The organism is Pseudomonas migulae, from assembly GCF_024169315.1.
GTDB lineage: Bacteria > Pseudomonadota > Gammaproteobacteria > Pseudomonadales > Pseudomonadaceae > Aquipseudomonas > Aquipseudomonas migulae_B.
The window spans coordinates 3,336,506-3,355,030 of record NZ_JALJWR010000001.1; the positions used below are offsets into that span (position 1 = coordinate 3,336,506).

Consider the following 18,525-nt stretch of genomic DNA (forward strand, 5'->3'; position numbering starts at 1 on the left):
GCCAGCGATGACGTCGACCAGACACCACAGAATCCAATGGTTGTTCCCGGAGAACAGACATGACTGACACCCCACTGTCCCCCGCCGAATTCGAAGCGGCCCTGCGCGCCAAAGGCGCCTACTACCACATCCATCACCCGTACCACGTGGCGATGTATGAAGGCCGGGCGACCCGCGAGCAGATCCAGGGCTGGGTTGCCAACCGGTTTTACTATCAGGTGAACATTCCCCTGAAGGACGCCGCCATCCTGGCCAATTGCCCGGACCGCGAGATCCGCCGCGAGTGGATTCAACGTCTGCTGGACCATGACGGCGCCCCCGGTGAAGACGGCGGCATTGAAGCCTGGCTGCGTCTGGGCCAGGCCGTCGGCCTCGACCCGGATCAGCTGCGCTCCCAGGAACTGGTGCTGCCCGGCGTACGTTTCGCCGTGGACGCCTACGTCAACTTCGCCCGCCGGGCCAATTGGCAGGAAGCCGCCAGCAGCTCGCTGACCGAGCTGTTCGCGCCGCAGATCCACCAATCGCGCCTCGACAGCTGGCCGCAGCATTACCCGTGGATCGACCCGACCGGTTATGAATATTTCCGCACCCGACTGGGTCAGGCGCGGCGCGATGTGGAACACGGTCTGGCGATCACGTTGCAGCACTACACGACGCGGGAAGGCCAAGAGCGCATGCTGGAAATTCTCCAGTTCAAACTGGACATTCTTTGGAGCATGCTCGATGCCATGAGCATGGCCTATGAACTGAAACGCCCGCCGTATCACAGCGTGACCGAGCAACGGGTCTGGCACAAAGGAATCACCTTATGAGTTTCGATCGCAGCAAGACCCCGACCTGGCGCCCCGGCTACCGCTTTCAGTACGAACCGGCGCAGAAAGGCCATGTGCTGCTCTACCCGGAAGGCATGATCAAACTCAATGAAAGCGCTGCGCTGATCGGCGGTTTGATCGATGGCGAACGTGACGTAGCGGCGATCATCGCCGAACTGGACGCACAGTTCCCCGGCGTGCCGGAACTCGGTGATGACATCGAGCAATTCATGGAGGTCGCCCGTGCTCAGCACTGGATCGAACTTACCTGATTCCGTGTCAGGCAAGTTACCGCCCAAACCCGAAATCGGTCTGCCGCTGTGGCTGCTGGCCGAACTGACCTATCGCTGCCCGTTGCAATGCCCGTACTGCTCCAATCCATTGGACTTTGCCGAACAGGGCAAAGAGTTGAGCACCGAGCAGTGGATCAAGGTATTTCGCGAAGCGCGGGAAATGGGCGCGGCGCAATTGGGTTTTTCAGGCGGCGAACCGCTGGTGCGCCAGGACCTCGCCGAACTGATTGCCGAAGCGCGCAAGCTGGGTTTCTACACCAACCTGATCACCTCCGGCATCGGCCTCACCGAGCAGAAAATCAGCGACTTCAAGAAGGCCGGCCTGGACCATATCCAGATCAGCTTCCAGGCCAGCGACGAGCAGGTGAACAACTTGCTGGCCGGCTCGAAAAAGGCCTTCGCGCAGAAGCTGGAAATGGCGCGCGCAGTAAAGGCTCACGGCTATCCGATGGTGCTGAATTTCGTCACCCACCGGCACAACATCGACAAGATCGACCGGATCATCGAGCTGTGTATCGCCCTTGAGGCGGACTTCGTCGAGCTCGCCACCTGCCAGTTTTACGGTTGGGCGCAGCTCAATCGTGTCGGCCTGCTGCCAACCAAAGAGCAACTGGTCCGCGCCGAACGCATTACCAACGAATACCGCGCCAAACTCGAAGCCGAAGGGCATCCGTGCAAGCTGATTTTCGTCACGCCGGACTACTACGAAGAACGCCCGAAAGCCTGCATGAATGGCTGGGGCAGTATTTTTCTGACAGTGACTCCGGACGGAACCGCCCTGCCCTGTCACGGTGCCCGACAGATGCCGGTGCAATTTCCCAACGTACGCGACCACAGCATGCAACACATCTGGTACGACTCCTTCGGTTTCAACCGCTTTCGCGGCTACGACTGGATGCCCGAGCCGTGCCGCTCCTGCGACGAGAAAGAAAAGGACTTCGGCGGCTGTCGCTGCCAGGCGTTCATGCTCACGGGTGACGCGAGCAACGCCGACCCGGTGTGCAGCAAGTCGGAACATCACGGCGTGATTCTCAAGGCCCGCGAAGAAGCCGAGCACGCGACCCAGACCATCGAACAACTGGCCTTTCGCAATGAACGAAACTCACGACTCATCGCCAAAAGCTGAACCCTTCAGCGCGGCCAAGGCCGTCGCTGCCGGTATCGACTTTGCCGAATTGCAGGTTGGCCAGCATGGCCTGTTCTGGAACGAATACCGCCCCGAGGACGCCGCTTGCCGCATCTGGCATTGGCGGGACGGCCAGGCACATTGCCTGACGCCAGCGGGTTTCAGTGTGCGCAGTCGAGTGTACGAATATGGCGGAGGGGCGTTTTGCCTGACAGATGACGGGGTGGTTTTCGTCAATGAGGCGGATCAGCAGCTGTATCGCCAATCGCTGAAAGACCAAACGCCCGAGGTACTGACATCCGGCGAATGCCGCTATGGCGACCTGCAGTTTGCTCACGGGCAGGTGTTGGCGGTTGAAGAGCATCGAGACCGGCATCGTCTGGTGGCCATCGATCTGGCGGACGGCGCGCGTCATCTGCTGGCTGAAGGTGCGGACTTTTATGCCGCGCCGACGTTGAGCCCCGACGCTCAACGATTGGCCTGGATCGAATGGAGCCGCCCCGACCAGCCATGGACCGCGACGCGTCTGATGGTTGCAGACCGTCAGGACGACCGCCATTTCGCTCAAGCCCGTTGCGTGGTGGGCGATGGTGTTCAGGAGTCGCTGCAGCAGCCGCGATTCGATGACAGTGGTCGCCTGTATTGTCTGACGGATCGTGGCGGCTACTGGCAGCCGTGGGTGGAATCTTCAGAAGGGCTGGGCCCTTTACCCAGCGCCGCCGCAGACCATGGGCCAGCGCCCTGGCAGTTGGGCGGTTGCACCTGGCTGCCCCTCAGTGAGAGCACTTACCTGGCGAGTTGGACGGAAGACGGATTCGGCCGACTGGGACTTTGCGGTGAAACCCCAGAAGATTTCACCGTGGACTACAGCCGTTTCCGACATCTCGCACTGGATGAACAATTCATCTACTGCATCGCCGCCTCGCCGGTCAGTTCGTCCGCCGTGATCGCCATCGACCGAAAAACCCGAGCGGTCAGGGTATTGGCCGGTGGCGTGGCGCCGCTACCTGCCGAGCAAATCAGCGTTCCGCAAACCCTGCGCTACCCGAGCGGTGCAGGCGAGGCTCACGGTTTCTTCTACCCGGCGATGACTGGCGACACGAAGCCGCCGCTGGTGGTGTTCATCCACGGTGGCCCGACATCGGCGTGCTACCCGATGCTCGATCCGCGCATCCAGTACTGGGCGCAACGCGGTTTCGCCGTGGCCGACCTCAACTACCGGGGCAGCAGCGGTTATGGCCGGGCCTATCGCCAGGCGCTGCATTTGAGTTGGGGGGACGTGGATGTGGAGGATGCCTGCGCGGTGGTCACCCATCTCGCCGAGCGCGGGTTGATCGATGGCGACAAGGCGTTTATTCGCGGCGGCAGCGCCGGTGGGTACACAACGCTGTGCGCATTGGCGTTCAAGAAAGTCTTTCGCGCGGGCGCCAGCCTTTACGGAGTCAGCGATCCCGTGGCCCTGGGTCGGGCGACGCACAAGTTCGAAGGCGATTACCTGGATTGGCTGATCGGCGACCCTGTCACAGACGCCGAGCGCTACGCTGCACGAACACCCCTGCTGCATGCGAGCAACATCAGCGTGCCGGTGATTTTCTTTCAGGGCGAACTGGACGCCGTGGTTGTACCGCAGCAAACCCGCGACATGGTCGAGGCGCTGCAGAAAAACGGCATTCTGGTTGAAGCGCATTACTACGCGGATGAACGTCACGGCTTCCGCAAGGCTGGCAACCAGGCCCATGCGCTGGAGCAGGAGTGGTTGTTTTATCGGCGGGTGATGGCGCTCGCGGACTGATACCGTGGCGTCCCCTTCGCGGGCAAGCCTCGCTCCTACGGTTATAACGCTGCTCGTGTAGAAGTGAGGCTTGCCCGCGAAAGCGATCTGTCTGGCGCCGCGAATATCAGCGCTTGGCGATGATGTACACCGCGTGCACGATCCCCGGAATATAACCGCACAGCGTCAGCAGAATATTCAGCCAGAACGCGCCGGCAAAACCGACTTGCAGAAACACACCCAGTGGCGGCAACAGAATGGCGATGATGATACGAATGAAGTCCATGGGTCAGCTCCTGATGTGAAGTGGGCTCGTGTGAGCCACACAACCAATCGACCCGCGCTGTTCGTCAGGGTTCAGTGCAAATCTTCGCCGGATGCCGGTATCCAAATGAATTCGCAGACAAAAAAACACCCCACGTCAAAAGAATCAAACGTGGGGCGATGCGTTATACCGCGAGACGGTTCGGGAATTCGTGCAGGGCAGGTCTGATCAGACGGCAATGCCTTTTCGGCATTGCAGCTGTGCGGTGCGTACGCGGGAAAAGGCTCGGGCCAGGCGCAGGAGCATTTCGTCGATATTGGCCTTGCTGACGGTGAGTGCCGGGGTAAAACGCAGACAATCGGCTTGCGGGGCGTCGAGCAGCAGCCCTTCGTACATCGCGGATTTAACGACGGCGTCAGCCGAATCCTCGGACAGGGTAAGACCCCAGAGCAGCCCCTGCCCGCGTAATTCACCGTGTCCATAGCGATGAGCCAGACGGGCCAGGCCTTCGCGCAGGTGCTGGCCGTTTTCCCGGACATGCTCGAGAAATCCCTTGTCCTGCACGCTGTCGAGTACCGCAAGGCCGGCAGCGGTCATCAGCGCGTTGCCATGATGGGTGCCCGTCAGTTCGCCGATGTCGAAACAGCAAGCCTTGCCCCGCGCCAGCAACGCCGCCAGAGGCACGCCACCGCCCAGCCCCTTACCGAGGACGACGATATCTGCGCGCACGCCGTAGGATTGTTCCGCGAGCAATGTGCCTAGCCGACCGATACCGGTTTGCACTTCGTCGAAGATCAACAAAATCCCGAGTTCACGACACAGGCGTTCGACCCCCTTGAGGTAATGCTCGGCGGCGGGAATGACCCCGGCTTCGCTCTGGATCGGTTCGAGCATGATTGCCACCGTCCGGGCATCCACTGCTGCATGCAATGCAGCGAGATCGTTGAACGGCACGTGGCTGAAGCCGGGCAGTTGCGGTTCGAAGCGATTGACCAGACTGGAACTGTCCGACGCCGGAATCGTCCCGAGACTACGGCCATGACAACCTTTGCTGGCCACGATGATCCGCGAAGCACCGCCGCGATGCCGCTGACCCCACTTGCGCGCCAGTTTGATCGCCGCCTCACAGGCTTCGCTGCCACTGTTGAGCAGGTACGCCTGATCACTGCCGGTGCTGACACAGAGCCGCTCGGTAAGGTTGAGCATGCCGCGGTTGTGCAGGCCGAAACCGGGGTTGATCAGCGATTGAGCCTGCGCCGTAATGGCATTGACCAATACAGAAGGGCTATGCCCGAGGCTATTGGCTCCGCCACCTTGGGAAAAATCCAGATAGGCACGGTCGTCGCTGTCCCACAACCAGGAGCCCTGGCCGCGCACAAAAATCTGTTTCGGCCGCTCGACACTGGGCATCAGGTGCTCGCTGGAAAGGTTGTCACTTCTGGCCGGCAGAAAACTGTCCGCGTTCAGGTCATCAAGGCTGGGAGCGCTACGCCGTAAATTGAACAGGTTCATCCGAAAAAACCTCGCTTGAGGTTTTTTGCCATACCTATGTAAACAACCTCGGCGTAAACGGTATTCATCGCGCTCTATGGCCCTGTAAGCCTTGTGAATGCGGTTAGACTAGGCGCAGAGCGGGCCTCGAGCCATTTCGATTTTTCAGCATTTTCGATAAGTAAATCTTATGGATTTCAAACAACTGCGTTATTTCGTCGCGGTGTACGAGGAGGGCCATGTCGGCCGGGCCGCCGAGCGGCTGTCGATTTCTCAGCCAGCACTGTCCCAACAGATCCGCCACCTCGAACAAAACCTTGATGTCAGTCTGTTCGAACGCAGCAGTAAACGCCTGCTGCCTACCCTGGCCGCTCACACGTTGTACAACCATGCCCTGCCCTTGCTGGATGGTTTGCAACGGGCACGTGAAGCGCTGGGCAACTTCAAGGGGCAAGCGCTGCGCACGCTGGCCATTGGTGTGTTGCAAACCGTCCACACCAGTCTCGTGCCGCAAATGCTCGAACGCGTGCGAAAGGCTCAGCCGCACCTGGTGGTGCAGATCTATGAACTGACCGGATTGGAGATCGAGCGGCGGCTGCTCAATGGCGCTCTGGACATCGGCATCAGTTACCTGCCGCCCCGACAGCCGGGGCTGCACGGCGTGATGCTGTACGAAGATGAACTGACGCTCGTCATCCCGGCGGATCACCCGCTGCGCGAATTCAAGAAAGTCTCCATGAGCCAGGCCGCGGAGTTGCCGATGTTGCTGCTGGGCGAAGAGTTTCAGGTACGGCAGATCTGGCAGACGCAACTGGCCAATCTGGGCCGACGCCCGCAGGTGCAGGCGGAACTGAACAATATGGCGGGGATTCTCGACAGTCTGCCGCACACCCGGCTGGTGACCGTGCTTCCGGGCCGCTCGCAGAAAGCACTCGGCAACCGTGAACTGCTCTGGAAACCACTGACCGAACCGCGGGTGCCGCTGAAAGTCGGGTTGGTGTGTCGGGATGTCCAGCGGCAGCAAGCCTCGCTGGCCTTGTTGCGAACCTTGCTGGAGGAAGTGATGAACACACCGGATGAGCGCTCGGCAACCCTGGCTGGGCTGAGCTGACCACTTTTCTGCGGACAAAAGAAAACCCCGCCGAAGCGGGGCTTTGCAGACTGTTTCCCTGACATCCATTTCACTCCGCCGTCCTGGCAGAATCCTACGTGTCCGTGTTGTTGCTTTGCGCTTCCTGCGCGACGTCCATGAGAAGTAGATTAGCTGTGGATCCAATCTGCATCTATGGGAGAAAAGCAGCACGTCATGTAAGCGAATGCTTACATGACGTTGCATTGTCAAAACTGCGCTGCATCCAGCAGGAACAGCGACTCGCTACCGGCCTTCACCGACGCGCTCAACGAGTGAATACGCGGCAGCAGGCGGGCGAAATAGAACCGCGCCGTACCCAGTTTGCTCGCGTAGAAATCGTCCTGCGCTTCTTTGCCCAAGGCCGCCTTGGCCATCAGTGCCCACATGTAGGCGTAGGCCACGTAACCGAAGGTTTGCAAGTACTCGACCGAGGCCGCACCGATCTCGTTCGGGTTGTTTTTTGCCCGGTCCAGCAACCACGCGGTCAATTCGTCGAGGGTGGTCACGGCATCGTTCAACGGCTTGGTGAACTCGGCCAGATCAGCGCTGGCCGTGGCGGTGAAGTGACGAATTTCGTCGGCGAACAGGTTGTAGAACGCCCCGCCGCTGCCAACGATTTTGCGTCCTACCAGGTCCAGCGCCTGAATGCCGTTGGTGCCTTCGTAAATCTGGGTGATGCGCACGTCGCGTACCAGTTGCTCCTGGCCCCATTCACGAATGTAACCGTGGCCGCCGAACACCTGCTGACCGTGAATGGTGGTTTCCAGACCGAGGTCCGTCAGGAACGCCTTGGCCACCGGAGTCAGCAGCGCCACCAGGTCTTCCGCGCGTTTGCGGGTGGTCGGGTCTTCGCTGAACTTGGCGGTGTCCAGTTGCATGGCCACGTAGGTCGAGAACGCACGGCCGCCTTCGTTCGAGGCTTTCATGGTCAGCAGCATGCGACGCACGTCCGGGTGGACGATGATCGGGTCAGCCACTTTGTCCTTGTTCTGCGCGCCCGTCGGTGAACGGCTTTGCAGACGGTCGCGGGCGTATTCGATGGCGTTCTGGTAAGAGCGTTCGCCCGACGCCAGGCCCTGGATACCGACGCCCAGACGTTCGTAGTTCATCATCGTGAACATCGCCGCCAGGCCTTTGTTCGGCTCGCCGACCAGATAACCCACGGCTTCGTCAAAGTTCATCACGCAGGTCGCGGACGCCTGAATGCCCATCTTGTGTTCGATCGAACCGCAGGTCGCCGGGTTGCGCGCACCCAGGCTGCCATCGGCATTGACCATGAACTTCGGCACCAGGAACAGCGAAATGCCTTTCGGCCCCGCTGGCGCATCCGGCAGTTTCGCCAGCACCAGGTGGATGATGTTTTCGGTCAGGTCGTGTTCGCCGCCGGTGATGAAAATCTTGGTGCCGCTGACTTTGTAGGAACCGTCGGCCTGAGGTTCGGCCTTGGTGCGGATGATCCCCAGGTCTGTGCCGGCGTGCGGCTCGGTCAGGCACATCGAACCGGCCCAGACACCGGCGTACATGTTCGGCAGGTACGCGGCTTTCAGTTCTTCGCTGGCGTGGGCGTTGATCGACAGACAGGCGCCGGCGGTCAGCATCGGGTACAGACCGAACGACAGGCTCGCGGAGTTGACCATTTCTTCGACCTGGGCCGACACCGCCTTGGGCATGCCCATGCCGCCGTAGGCCGGATCGCCACCGACGCCAACCCAACCGCCTTCGGCATAAGTCTGATAAGACTGTGTGAAACCTGCCGGCGTGGTGACAGCACCGTCCGCCCAATGGCAACCTTCTTCGTCAGCCGCACGGCTCAGGGGCGCGATGCTTTTGCTGGTGACCTTGCCGGCCTCTTCAAGAATGGCTTCAACGGTTTCCGCATCGACGGTCTCGGCCAGCGCAGGCAACTCGGCCCAGAGTTTGGCGACCTCGAATACTTCATTGAGGACGAAGCGCATATCGCGCAGGGGCGCTTTGTAGTCAGCCATGGCAAACCTCGCAGGAACTTTACAGGTGATTCGTAGGAAGATAGTTTTCGTTGGGTCCGAGTGTAACCCAACAACTTTTGCGACACATAGGGTCAGCTAGTGACCCTTTTGTAATTTTTAGTCATTGAATTTTATGCCTGCGAAAACGCGTTCGCGGGCAAGCCTCGCTCCTACAGGTCATGCGCCGAATTTGAAATGGCGTAAATCCAGTAGGAGCGAGGCTTGCCCGCGAAGCTTTTCAAACGTAACCGTTACAGCGCAAACAACTCCGCCGGCAGGTTCATCAGGCAATCGCTGCCCGCTTCGATGGCCGAGCGATGAGCGGCGGTGCGCGGCAGCAAGCGTTTGAAGTAAAACTCGCTGGTCGCCAGTTTGGCCCGGCAGTAATCGCCGTCGCCGCTGCCCGCATCCAGCTGTGACTGGGCCACCAGCGCCATGCGCAACCACAAATAGCCAAGGATGATGTAACCGCTGTACATCAGGTAATCCACTGACGCGGCGCCCACTTCGTCAGGATTTTTCATCGCGGCCATGCCAACCTGGGTGGTCAACTCGCCCCACTGCTGATTCAACCCATTGAGTTGCGCCACATAACTGGCGAGTTGCGGATGCCCGGCGTTCGCCGCGCAAAACGTGTGAACGATTTTGGTAAAGCCACGCAGCAGTTTGCCCTGGCTGCCGAGCACTTTGCGCCCCAGCAGATCCAGCGCCTGAATGCCGTTGGTGCCTTCGTAGATCGGTGCGATCCGGCAATCGCGAACCAGTTGCTCCATGCCCCACTCACGAATGAACCCGTGGCCACCAAACACTTGCATGCCGAGGTTCGTCACTTCCAGCCCGGTGTCGGTCATGAAGGCTTTGCAGATCGGGGTCAGGAAGGCCAACAGGTCTTCGGCGTCCTGTCGTGTGGTTTCATCCGGGCTCAGGTGCGCAACGTCCAGCAATTGCGCGGTGAAGTACGTCAGCGCGCGATTGCCTTCGTTGAAGGCTTTCATGGTCAGCAACATCCGACGCACATCAGGGTGAACGATGATCGGGTCGGCGACTTTTTCCGGCGCTTTCGGGCCGGTCAGCGAGCGCATCTGCAGACGGTCGTTGGCGTACTTGATCGCCCCCTGGAAGCTCGCTTCCCCCAGACACAAACCCTGCATCCCGGTGCCGAGGCGCGCATGGTTCATCATGGTGAACATGCAGTTCAGGCCCTTGTTCGGCTCTCCGATCAGGAAGCCCCTGGCCTCGTCGAAGTTCAGCACGCAGGTGGCCGACGCCTTGATCCCCATCTTGTGCTCGATCGAGCCGCAGGTAACGCCGTTGCGCTCACCCGCTTCGCCTTCTGCATTGGGTAGGAATTTGGGAACGATGAACAACGAAATGCCCTTGGTTCCTGCTGGCGCATCAGGCAATTTCGCCAACACCAGGTGAATGATGTTGTCGCTCATGTCGTGCTCGCCGGCGGAGATGAAGATCTTGCTGCCGGAGATCGCGTAACTGCCGTCTGCCGCAGGCACGGCGCGGGTCTTGATGATGCCCAGGTCGGTGCCGCAATGGGACTCGGTCAGGCACATGGTGCCGGTCCACTGACCAGCGGTGAGTTTGCTCAGGTAGGTGTTTTTCTGTTCGTCGGTGCCGTGGGCGTGAATGGCCGACATCGCACCGTGGGTCAGACCGGGGTACATGCCCCAGGACGTGTTGCTGGACGCAACCATCTCGCTGATGACCAGACCCAGAGAACTCGGCAAGCCCTGGCCGCCGTAAGCGGGATCAGCCGCCAGACCATGCCAGCCGCCTTCAACGTATTGTGCGAAGGCTTGTTTGAAGCCTGTAGGCGTAGTCACCACGCCGTTGTCGAAATGGCAGCCTTCTTCGTCGCCGCTGCGATTGAGTGGCGCGAGCACGTTCTCGCAGAATTTCGCACCTTCTTCGAGGATCGCATTGACCATGTCCGGGCTGGCGTCGGTAGCACCCAGCGCCGCGTAGTTGCTGTGAAAATCGAAGACGTGGTCGATCAGAAAGCGCATGTCGCGCAGGGGAGCTTTGTACTCGGGCATGGTCATTTCTCCGGCAGCAGATGCCTTAAACGTACTGCCGCCGACCCCGCCTCACAATCACAGTCCAGACGCTGAATGCGCCATCATCACTCAACCCGCAGCCGCCTCGCGCACCGCACCACGACGGTTCTGACCGTAAGCCACCACGCAGTTTCGCCCGGCACCTTTGGCGGCGTAGAGCGCCTCGTCTGCGGACTTGAGCACTTTTTCCGGGTTGCGTTGCTCCACACGTTCGGCGACGCCGATGCTGACGGTAACCGACACACTCGAAGCCCCTGATCCGGAACGACGCTGACGACCTTGTTGATCATCCTGAGGACGATTGTCCTGGTTACGCAGTTGAATGTTGTAGGTCGCAATGGATTCGCGGATGACTTCCAGGTGCGGCATACACTCCTCGAGCGTCTTGCCTGCAAACACCAGTGCAAATTCCTCACCGCCATAGCGATAAGCCCTACCGCCACCGCCGATTTTCGACAGCTTGCTGGCCACCAGGCGCAGCACCTGATCGCCGACATCGTGGCCGTGGGTGTCGTTGAATTTCTTGAAGTGGTCGACGTCGCTCATCGCCAATACGTAATTGCGCCCCAGACGCTGCATGCGCTCGTTCAAGGCGCGGCGCCCCGGCAGACCGGTCAGCTCGTCACGAAAGGCCATTTGATAGGCTTCATGGGCGACCGCTGCGGCAATCATCAACATCACCTGGCTGCACATGATGTTGAGGGTGAACGGCAGGATGAAAGTCTTGGGCAATGCCCAGAACAACCCGAGCAAACCCACCAGTTGTGCGGCGTGCAACGGTCTCGGGTTACGCCAGTATTGCCAGCTCAGCAGCAGGAACGAAGCGATGAACACCGGATAGGACAACTGGATCAGGCTCATCCACGCGCCATGCAAGGCGGGCCAGCGGATTTCCGACAGCCACATCAGCAGTGCCTGTGGGTAACTTTGCTCCAGCCCCAACGCCACACTGCCAACCGCCAGCAACACCGCAAAACGCGCGACCATGTCCTGGAACAGATGGGTGCGCTCCTGCCACGCGGCGAACACTCCAAACAGCAGCGGAAGCAGCAAGCAACACAGGTGGAAAACCACAGCGGCGTCTTCGCGCACCTTGCCGTTGTCGCGGTAGTAGTCGGTCTGCGTGTCGAGCAGGTAGTAGGCGATGTACACCGTGACCATCAGAAACAGCTCGCGCTGACGTCGGTAAACCGCGCAGTAAGCGCCGCCGAGCAACAAAACGAGGGTCGGCAACACGTTGAACAGCGACGTGAAGAAGACGTTCAGATCCTTGACGTAGGCAGCCGCCAGCCCCGCAATCAACAGCAGAAGTGACGGTAGGAAATGACTGAAACGTACAACGGAAGAACGCGGCAAGGGTAAAGCTCCGACCCGGCAAACTGAGATGGCATTGTGCCCGCTCACTGAGCGACATGTCACATCGCCATCCTCTTTAACGGCAGCAACGTCGTTCTTCTTAGCGTTTTAGTCAGGAATATTTATGCGTGGAAATCGCGCATAAAAAAGCCGCTGTTCCTGAGGGGAACAGCGGCTTCGTGAAGCGACAGCCCGGGACTTAGTAGCCCAGTGCGAAGTCTTCTTCTTTCATGTCCATCAGGTTGTTGGCGCCCGACAGCATGGTTGCGACGTGAGTGCGGGTACGCGGCAGAATGCGCTGGAAGTAGAAGCGCGCGGTCTGCAGCTTGGCGGTGTAGAACGCTGTTTCGGTGGTGCCGGATGCCAGTTTTTCAGCAGCCAGACGCGCCATGTCAGCCCAGAAGTAGGCCAGGCAGGCGTAACCGGAGTACATCAGGTAGTCCACGGACGCCGCGCCGACTTCTTCGCGATCTTTCATGGCGGCCATACCGACCTTCATGGTCAGCTCGCCCCATTCCTTGTTCAGTGCAGCCAGCGGTGTGACGAACTCTTGAACCGCTTCGTTGCCTTCGTTGGTCTGGCAGAACTTGTGGACGATCTTGGTGAAGCCTTTCAGGGCCTCGCCTTGAGTCATCAGCACTTTACGGCCCAGCAGGTCGAGTGCCTGAATGCCGGTGGTGCCTTCGTACAGCATCGAAATGCGGCTGTCGCGAACGTTCTGCTCCATGCCCCACTCGGCGATGAAGCCGTGGCCGCCGTAGATTTGCACGCCGTGGTTGGCGGATTCGAAACCGACTTCGGTCATGAAGGCCTTAGCGATTGGCGTCATGAACGCGAGCAGCGCGTCAGCTTTCTTCTTCTCTTCTTCATCCACGCCGTACTTGACGATGTCGACTTGCTTGGCGGTGAAGTAAACCATCGCGCGGTTGCCTTCGGCGAATGCCTTCATGGTCAACAGCATGCGGCGTACGTCAGGGTGAACGATGATCGGGTCAGCGGCTTTTTCCGGCGCTTTCGGGCCAGTCAGCGAACGCATTTGCAGGCGATCGCGAGCGTATTTCAGGCCGCCCTGGAAGCCGATCTCGGCGTGGGCCAGACCTTGCAGCGCGGTGCCCAGGCGTGCGGTGTTCATGAAGGTGAACATGCAGTTCAGGCCTTTGTTCGCCGGGCCGATCAGGAAACCGGTGGCCGCGTCGAAGTTCATCACGCAAGTGGCGTTACCGTGGATGCCCATCTTGTGTTCCAGGGAACCACAGGACACGGCGTTACGCGCACCGATCGTACCGTCTTCGTTCGGCAGGAACTTTGGAACGATGAACAGCGAGATGCCTTTGGTGCCGGCCGGTGCATCCGGCAGGCGGGCCAGAACGATGTGGACGATGTTGTCGGCCATGTCGTGTTCGCCGGCCGAGATGAAGATCTTGGTGCCGGAGACTTTGTAGGAACCATCAGCCTGAGGCTCGGCCTTGGTGCGCAACATGCCCAGGTCGGTGCCGCAGTGCGGTTCGGTCAGGCACATGGTGCCGGTCCACTCGCCGGATACCAGCTTGGTCAGGTAAGCCTCTTGCTGCTCAGGCGTGCCGTGCTCGGAGATGGTGTTCATCGCGCCATGGGACAGGCCTGGGTACATGCCCCACGACCAGTTGGCTTCGCCGACCATTTCGCTGACCGCCAGACCTAGAGACTCCGGCAGGCCTTGGCCGCCGTGCTCTACGTCGTGGGCCAGGCTTGGCCAGCCGCCTTCAACGAATTGCTTGTAGGCTTCTTTGAAGCCGGTCGGGGTTTTAACGCCGGACTCGCTCCAGGTGCAGCCTTCGGTGTCACCCACGCGGTTCAGCGGAGCCAGCACCTGCTCACAAAACTTGGCGCCTTCTTCGAGAATGGCGTCAACCATGTCCGGAGTTGCGTCTGCACAAGCCGGAAGGCTCTGATAGTGCGCTTCGTAGCCGAGCAGTTCGTCACGAACGAAGCGAATATCACGCAAGGGGGCCTTGTAGTCAGGCATAGCGATAAACCTCTGCTGATGTAACCGGGAATGAACGACCGTGGTGATTTGTTGTAACGGTCAAACAGTTGTTTGAAACATACGTTTACGCCCAAATCTTGTCAAGCGTCGATCTTTTGCCGTTCGTCTTCGCTCTGCGCAAATCCCGGACGCACGGCAACCCTGCGCCGTTGCCCAGGCAACACGCGGTATAAAAAAGTTTAGTTAGGGGAGAAGGACTTACACACAAAAACGCCGCGAAAGGTCGCGGCGTTGGACGTGCTGATTCAGCGGATGATCAGGCGAAGGTATCGATCAACGTACCGAGCATTTCATCGGAAGCCTTGGCGACTGCCACGCCCGCCTCGACCTGAAACTTGCCCTGCGCCATCTCGACCATGTTGCTGGCGAGGTCAGACTGCTGACTGCGATCGACCGAACGCAGGCGATCGACCTGAACCTCGGAAGACTGACTGGTCACCGAGCGTTCGATTGTAGTGTTGGCGATCTGCCCGGAAGCCTGATCGACACGGTTCTGCCCTGTCTGAATCGTGCTCAGACCGGCATAAAAAGCGGTACTTCCTGAGATTTCCATGGGAGAACTCGTCCTACAAAGGATCAACAGCGGCCATTGAAGCAGACGCCCGCGCAAAACACCCGACAAAAACACTAATGGCACAGTGCCTTGTCATAGCTAAAACCATTGCTCGAGCCTTCAGTCGAGCAAATCCAGCTGCAGGTGTTCTGCCACCGCCTCCGCTGTCACCAGCTTGAGTTTCGGCACTCGCCCCAGACACGGCGCGGGGATTCGCTCGGCTAGCGTCGCAAGGTTTTCTTCAAGACGCGCCGTTTTTGCATCAATGATGTTGGCCACCCAACCCGCCAGTTGCAAACCGTCCTGGGCAATCGCCTCGGCTGTCAGCAACGCATGGTTGATGCAGCCCAACCGCACGCCGACCACCAGAATCACCGGCAGATCCAGCGCCATGGCCAAGTCCGACAGGTTGTCCTGATCCGCCAACGGCACGCGCCAACCGCCCGCGCCTTCGATCAGGGTGAAATCCGCCTGCATCTCCAGAATCTTCTGCATCGGTGCCAGCAAGGATTGCACCGTCAACGCCACACCAGCCTCCCGCGCCGCCAGATGTGGAGCGATGGCCGGTTCGAACGCGACCGGATTGACCTGTGCATACGTCAGCGGTATCGAGCATTCCGCCAGCAACGCCAACGCATCGGCGTTGCGCAAACCCTTGGGCGTCACGTCGCAACCCGAAGCAACCGGTTTCCCCGCCGCCGTACTCAGGCCCGCCGACCGCGCAGCATGCAGCAAGCCCGCAGCCACCGTGGTCTTGCCGACATCGGTGTCAGTACCGGTGATGAAATACGCTGCGCTCATAAGGGTTTCTCCATAACGGCATACACCACTTGATAAGTCGCCGGCAGGCCTTCGGCCTGACGAAACTGTTCGTAAGCCTCGACCAGGCCGAGAATCCGCGCCCTGCCGGTCAAACCGCCAGGCCGCCCGGGATTCAGGTTGTGCGCACCCAGCGCCTTGAGTTCGTGAGTGAGGCTGCGCACATCCGGGTAATGCAGCACGTGAGGACGGGTTTGCAGACTCGCGACTTTCAAGCCGCTCGCCGCGCACAGCTGTTGATAAACCCCGAACTCGCGGAAGCGGTTGACGTGCACCATGCCATCCACTTGCCGCCAGCTGTCTCGCAGCTCAAATAGCGTGCCTACGCACAGACTAGCAAATGCGAACATTCCACCGGGTTTCAGCACGCGATGGGCTTCACTGAGCACCGAAGCGAAATCCGCGCACCACTGCACCGCCAGGCTGGAGAAGATCAGGTCACAGGTCGAATCCTGCAATGGCAGTCGTTCCGCATCGCCGGCGATGAAATGCGTGGCCCCACCCAACGGACGCGCGTGGTTGAGCATGCCTTCGGCGATGTCCAGCGCCACGCCGTGACCGGCAGGAAAACGCTCACTCAGCACACGACTGAAATGCCCCGTGCCACACCCCAGATCGAGCCATCGACCCGGCACGAAATCACCCGGCAAACAGCTCAACAACTGGCTTCCGACGTCACGCTGCAATTCGGCGACGCTGTCATAGCTGGCCGCTGCGCGGGAAAAGGACGCCGCCACCTGGCGCTTGTCCGGCAAGCCGCCGGACTGCTTTGGAGGGGGAAGCGGAAGGGATAAATCAGTCATCACCGGACTCATGCAAAAAGGCCTGGATCGCCCCCGCCAAACCGTGCGGGTCTTCCAGAAGAAACGCGTGGCTGGCCTGTTCAATCAGACCGATTTCGACGTCCGGCAGCAGCGCCAGTAAATCACCCGCCGCTTCGGCAGGCACCAGCCCGTCGAGGCCGGCGAACAGATGCAATTGCGGGCCGCGGAACGCTTGCAACGCCTGACGGTTATCCAGTTGTGCAAGCAGCTCCAGGCCGTTCATCAATACCGCAGCAGAGCTGTGGGGCGCGCCACCGAGTAATAACCGCGACAATCCCCGCGGGTCTTCGGCGCCTTGGGCGCAGAGCAGCGAAAAGCGCTTCAGCGTCATGCGCGGATCGGCGCTGCATCCAGCCAGAAAGGCGTCGAAGGTCTCGCCGGGCATCGCGCTCGGCCATTGCTCATGGGCGACAAACGAAGGGTTGCTCGCCAACGTCAGCAAGCCGCAACAACGATCGCCGCGCCGGGCCGCCAACCCGGAAGCGAGCATGCCGCCGAGGGACCAGCCGCCGAGCCAGGCGTCTTGCGGGATCGTCGAATCCAGTTCATCCAGCCATTCTTCAAGGTCGCTGGATTCCAGCTCCGGCAGCGGCTCGATCTCGACGCGCAGGTGCTCGTCCAGCCCTTGCAACGCGGCCGCCAAGGGCTCCAGCGGTGATATCCCGAGGCCCCAGCCAGGTAGCAGAATCAGACGATCACGCATGGCTTGGCTCCGGTCCCAGTTGTGCAAAACAATCGGCCAGTCCATTTAACAATAGCTGCACCTGCGCTTCGCTGTGCGCAGCGGTCAGGGTCACACGCAGTCGGGCGCTGCCGGCAGGCACGGTCGGTGGGCGGATCGCGGTGACCATCAATCCGCGTTCGCGCAGCATGCGCGAGAGCTGCACCGCACGCCCGGCATCACCGATCATGATCGGCTGGATCGGCGTGAAGCTGTCCATCAGCTCCAGGCCGATCTGCTCGGCGCCTTGTCGGAACTGACGAATCAGGATGTTCAGATGCTCACGACGCCAGTGCTCGCTGCGCAGCAGCGCCAGGCTTTTCAGCGTTGCACAGGCCAGCGCCGGCGGTTGGCTGGTGGTGTAAATGTAGGGGCGGGCAAACTGGATCAGGCTCTCAATCAACTCTTCGCTGCCCGCCACAAAAGCACCGGCTGTACCGAACGCCTTGCCGAGGGTGCCCACCAGCACCGGCACGTCTTCCTGGCTCAGGCCGAAATGTTCGACGATCCCGCCACCGTTGGCGCCCAGCGGGCCAAAACCGTGCGCGTCGTCGACCATCAGCCACGCGCCTTTGGCCTTCGCTTCCCGGGCCAGCGCTGGCAGGTCGGCGATGTCGCCGTCCATGCTGAACACGCCGTCGGTGACCACCAGCGTATTGCCGGTGGCCTTCTCGAGACGATTGGCCAGACTCGCCGCATCGTTGTGCAGATAACGATTGAAACGCGCGCCGGACAACAGCCCGGCATCGAGTAACGAGGCGTGATTGAGGCGGTCTTCGATCACCGTATCGCCCTGCCCGACCAGCGCGGTGACCGCGCCGAGGTTGGCCATGTAACCGGTGGTGAACAGCAACGCACGCGGGCGGCCAGTCAGCTCAGCCAACGCTTCTTCCAGCTCATGATGTGGCGTGCTGTGGCCAATGACCAAGTGCGAAGCGCCGCCGCCGACACCCCAACGGGACGCCCCGGCGCGCCAGGCTTCGATCACTTGCGGGTGATTGGCCAGGCCCAGGTAATCGTTGTTGCAGAACGCCAGCAACGGCTGGCCATCGACCACCACTTCCGGGCCTTGAGGGCTTTGGAGCAATGGGCGTTGGCGGTAGAGATTTTCAGCACGACGGGCAGCCAGGCGTGCGGCGAGATCGAAAGACATGCAGGCCTCGGGAGTAGGAAAAACATGCACCACCTGTAGGAGCGAGGCTTGCCCGCGAAGGGAGCGCCGCGGTCTAACTGAACGACCGCTGTGACTTCTTCGCGGGCAAGCCTCGCTCCTACAGGGTTC

Annotated in this window: 16 protein-coding genes; 5 read left to right on the plus strand and 11 right to left on the minus strand. The window is 60.4% G+C overall.

Features of this window, described 5'->3' with window-relative positions:
- Nucleotides 1-59 precede the first annotated feature (59 nt).
- From pqqC to J2Y86_RS15340, 4 genes are read left to right on the plus strand one after another with little or no spacing between them, the layout of a single operon-like run.
- Nucleotides 60-812, plus strand: a complete 753-nt coding sequence (gene pqqC / locus J2Y86_RS15325) for a pyrroloquinoline-quinone synthase PqqC (protein ID WP_253432875.1) — start codon at nucleotides 60-62, stop codon at nucleotides 810-812.
- The gene (pqqD, locus tag J2Y86_RS15330; RefSeq protein WP_253432879.1) at nucleotides 809-1,084 is read left to right on the plus strand and encodes a pyrroloquinoline quinone biosynthesis peptide chaperone PqqD; all 276 of its coding nucleotides are present in this window, start codon (nucleotides 809-811) and stop codon (nucleotides 1,082-1,084) included. The genes pqqC and pqqD overlap by 4 nt, the downstream gene beginning before the upstream one ends.
- The gene (gene pqqE / locus J2Y86_RS15335; RefSeq protein WP_059407407.1) at nucleotides 1,056-2,231 is read left to right on the plus strand and encodes a pyrroloquinoline quinone biosynthesis protein PqqE; all 1,176 of its coding nucleotides are present in this window, start codon (nucleotides 1,056-1,058) and stop codon (nucleotides 2,229-2,231) included. The genes pqqD and pqqE overlap by 29 nt, the downstream gene beginning before the upstream one ends.
- Complete coding sequence (locus tag J2Y86_RS15340) at nucleotides 2,197-4,023, plus strand: S9 family peptidase (RefSeq protein WP_253432882.1); 1,827 nt, start codon at nucleotides 2,197-2,199, stop codon at nucleotides 4,021-4,023. The genes pqqE and J2Y86_RS15340 overlap by 35 nt, the downstream gene beginning before the upstream one ends.
- A gap of 106 nt (nucleotides 4,024-4,129) precedes the next feature.
- On the opposite strand, the gene J2Y86_RS15345 is transcribed toward J2Y86_RS15340, so the two are convergent.
- Together J2Y86_RS15345 and J2Y86_RS15350 are read right to left on the minus strand one after the other, a co-directional pair.
- Nucleotides 4,130-4,288, minus strand: a complete 159-nt coding sequence (locus J2Y86_RS15345; RefSeq protein WP_007904205.1) for a YqaE/Pmp3 family membrane protein — start codon at nucleotides 4,286-4,288, stop codon at nucleotides 4,130-4,132.
- 207 nt (nucleotides 4,289-4,495) lie between these two features.
- Complete coding sequence (locus J2Y86_RS15350; protein WP_253432885.1) at nucleotides 4,496-5,779, minus strand: aspartate aminotransferase family protein; 1,284 nt, start codon at nucleotides 5,777-5,779, stop codon at nucleotides 4,496-4,498.
- 169 nt (nucleotides 5,780-5,948) lie between these two features.
- Between J2Y86_RS15350 and J2Y86_RS15355 the strand changes: the two genes are divergently transcribed.
- Nucleotides 5,949-6,869, plus strand: a complete 921-nt coding sequence (locus tag J2Y86_RS15355; RefSeq protein WP_253432889.1) for a LysR family transcriptional regulator — start codon at nucleotides 5,949-5,951, stop codon at nucleotides 6,867-6,869.
- Between the two features lie 227 nt (nucleotides 6,870-7,096).
- On the opposite strand, the gene J2Y86_RS15360 is transcribed toward J2Y86_RS15355, so the two are convergent.
- The 9 genes from J2Y86_RS15360 to bioF all read right to left on the minus strand — a co-directional run bounded on the left by J2Y86_RS15360 (nucleotide 7,097) and on the right by bioF (nucleotide 18,396).
- Nucleotides 7,097-8,875 (minus strand): acyl-CoA dehydrogenase C-terminal domain-containing protein, encoded by a 1,779-nt coding sequence (locus J2Y86_RS15360; protein WP_253432894.1) that lies wholly within the window; start codon nucleotides 8,873-8,875, stop codon nucleotides 7,097-7,099.
- Nucleotides 8,876-9,126: 251 nt separating this feature from the next.
- Complete coding sequence (locus tag J2Y86_RS15365; protein ID WP_253432898.1) at nucleotides 9,127-10,923, minus strand: acyl-CoA dehydrogenase C-terminal domain-containing protein; 1,797 nt, start codon at nucleotides 10,921-10,923, stop codon at nucleotides 9,127-9,129.
- A gap of 90 nt (nucleotides 10,924-11,013) precedes the next feature.
- Nucleotides 11,014-12,300 (minus strand): GGDEF domain-containing protein, encoded by a 1,287-nt coding sequence (locus J2Y86_RS15370; protein WP_253432901.1) that lies wholly within the window; start codon nucleotides 12,298-12,300, stop codon nucleotides 11,014-11,016.
- 199 nt (nucleotides 12,301-12,499) lie between these two features.
- Nucleotides 12,500-14,305, minus strand: a complete 1,806-nt coding sequence (locus J2Y86_RS15375; protein ID WP_253432904.1) for a phenylacyl-CoA dehydrogenase — start codon at nucleotides 14,303-14,305, stop codon at nucleotides 12,500-12,502.
- Between the two features lie 277 nt (nucleotides 14,306-14,582).
- Nucleotides 14,583-14,879 (minus strand): pyrroloquinoline quinone biosynthesis protein PqqE, encoded by a 297-nt coding sequence (locus tag J2Y86_RS15380; RefSeq protein ID WP_253432907.1) that lies wholly within the window; start codon nucleotides 14,877-14,879, stop codon nucleotides 14,583-14,585.
- A 120-nt stretch (nucleotides 14,880-14,999) separates the two neighbouring features.
- Nucleotides 15,000-15,680: a dethiobiotin synthase gene (gene bioD, locus J2Y86_RS15385; RefSeq protein WP_253432910.1), complete on the minus strand. Its 681-nt coding sequence runs from the start codon at nucleotides 15,678-15,680 to the stop codon at nucleotides 15,000-15,002.
- Nucleotides 15,677-16,501, minus strand: a complete 825-nt coding sequence (bioC, locus tag J2Y86_RS15390) for a malonyl-ACP O-methyltransferase BioC (protein WP_253432913.1) — start codon at nucleotides 16,499-16,501, stop codon at nucleotides 15,677-15,679. Before bioC ends, bioD begins: the two co-directional genes overlap by 4 nt.
- Nucleotides 16,494-17,225 (minus strand): alpha/beta fold hydrolase, encoded by a 732-nt coding sequence (locus J2Y86_RS15395; protein ID WP_253432917.1) that lies wholly within the window; start codon nucleotides 17,223-17,225, stop codon nucleotides 16,494-16,496. The genes bioC and J2Y86_RS15395 overlap by 8 nt, the downstream gene beginning before the upstream one ends.
- Nucleotides 17,218-18,396 carry an 8-amino-7-oxononanoate synthase gene (gene bioF / locus J2Y86_RS15400; RefSeq protein WP_253432921.1) on the minus strand — a complete coding sequence of 393 codons (1,179 nt, stop codon included), beginning with the start codon at nucleotides 18,394-18,396 and terminating at the stop codon, nucleotides 17,218-17,220. Before bioF ends, J2Y86_RS15395 begins: the two co-directional genes overlap by 8 nt.
- Nucleotides 18,397-18,525: the final 129 nt, after the last annotated feature.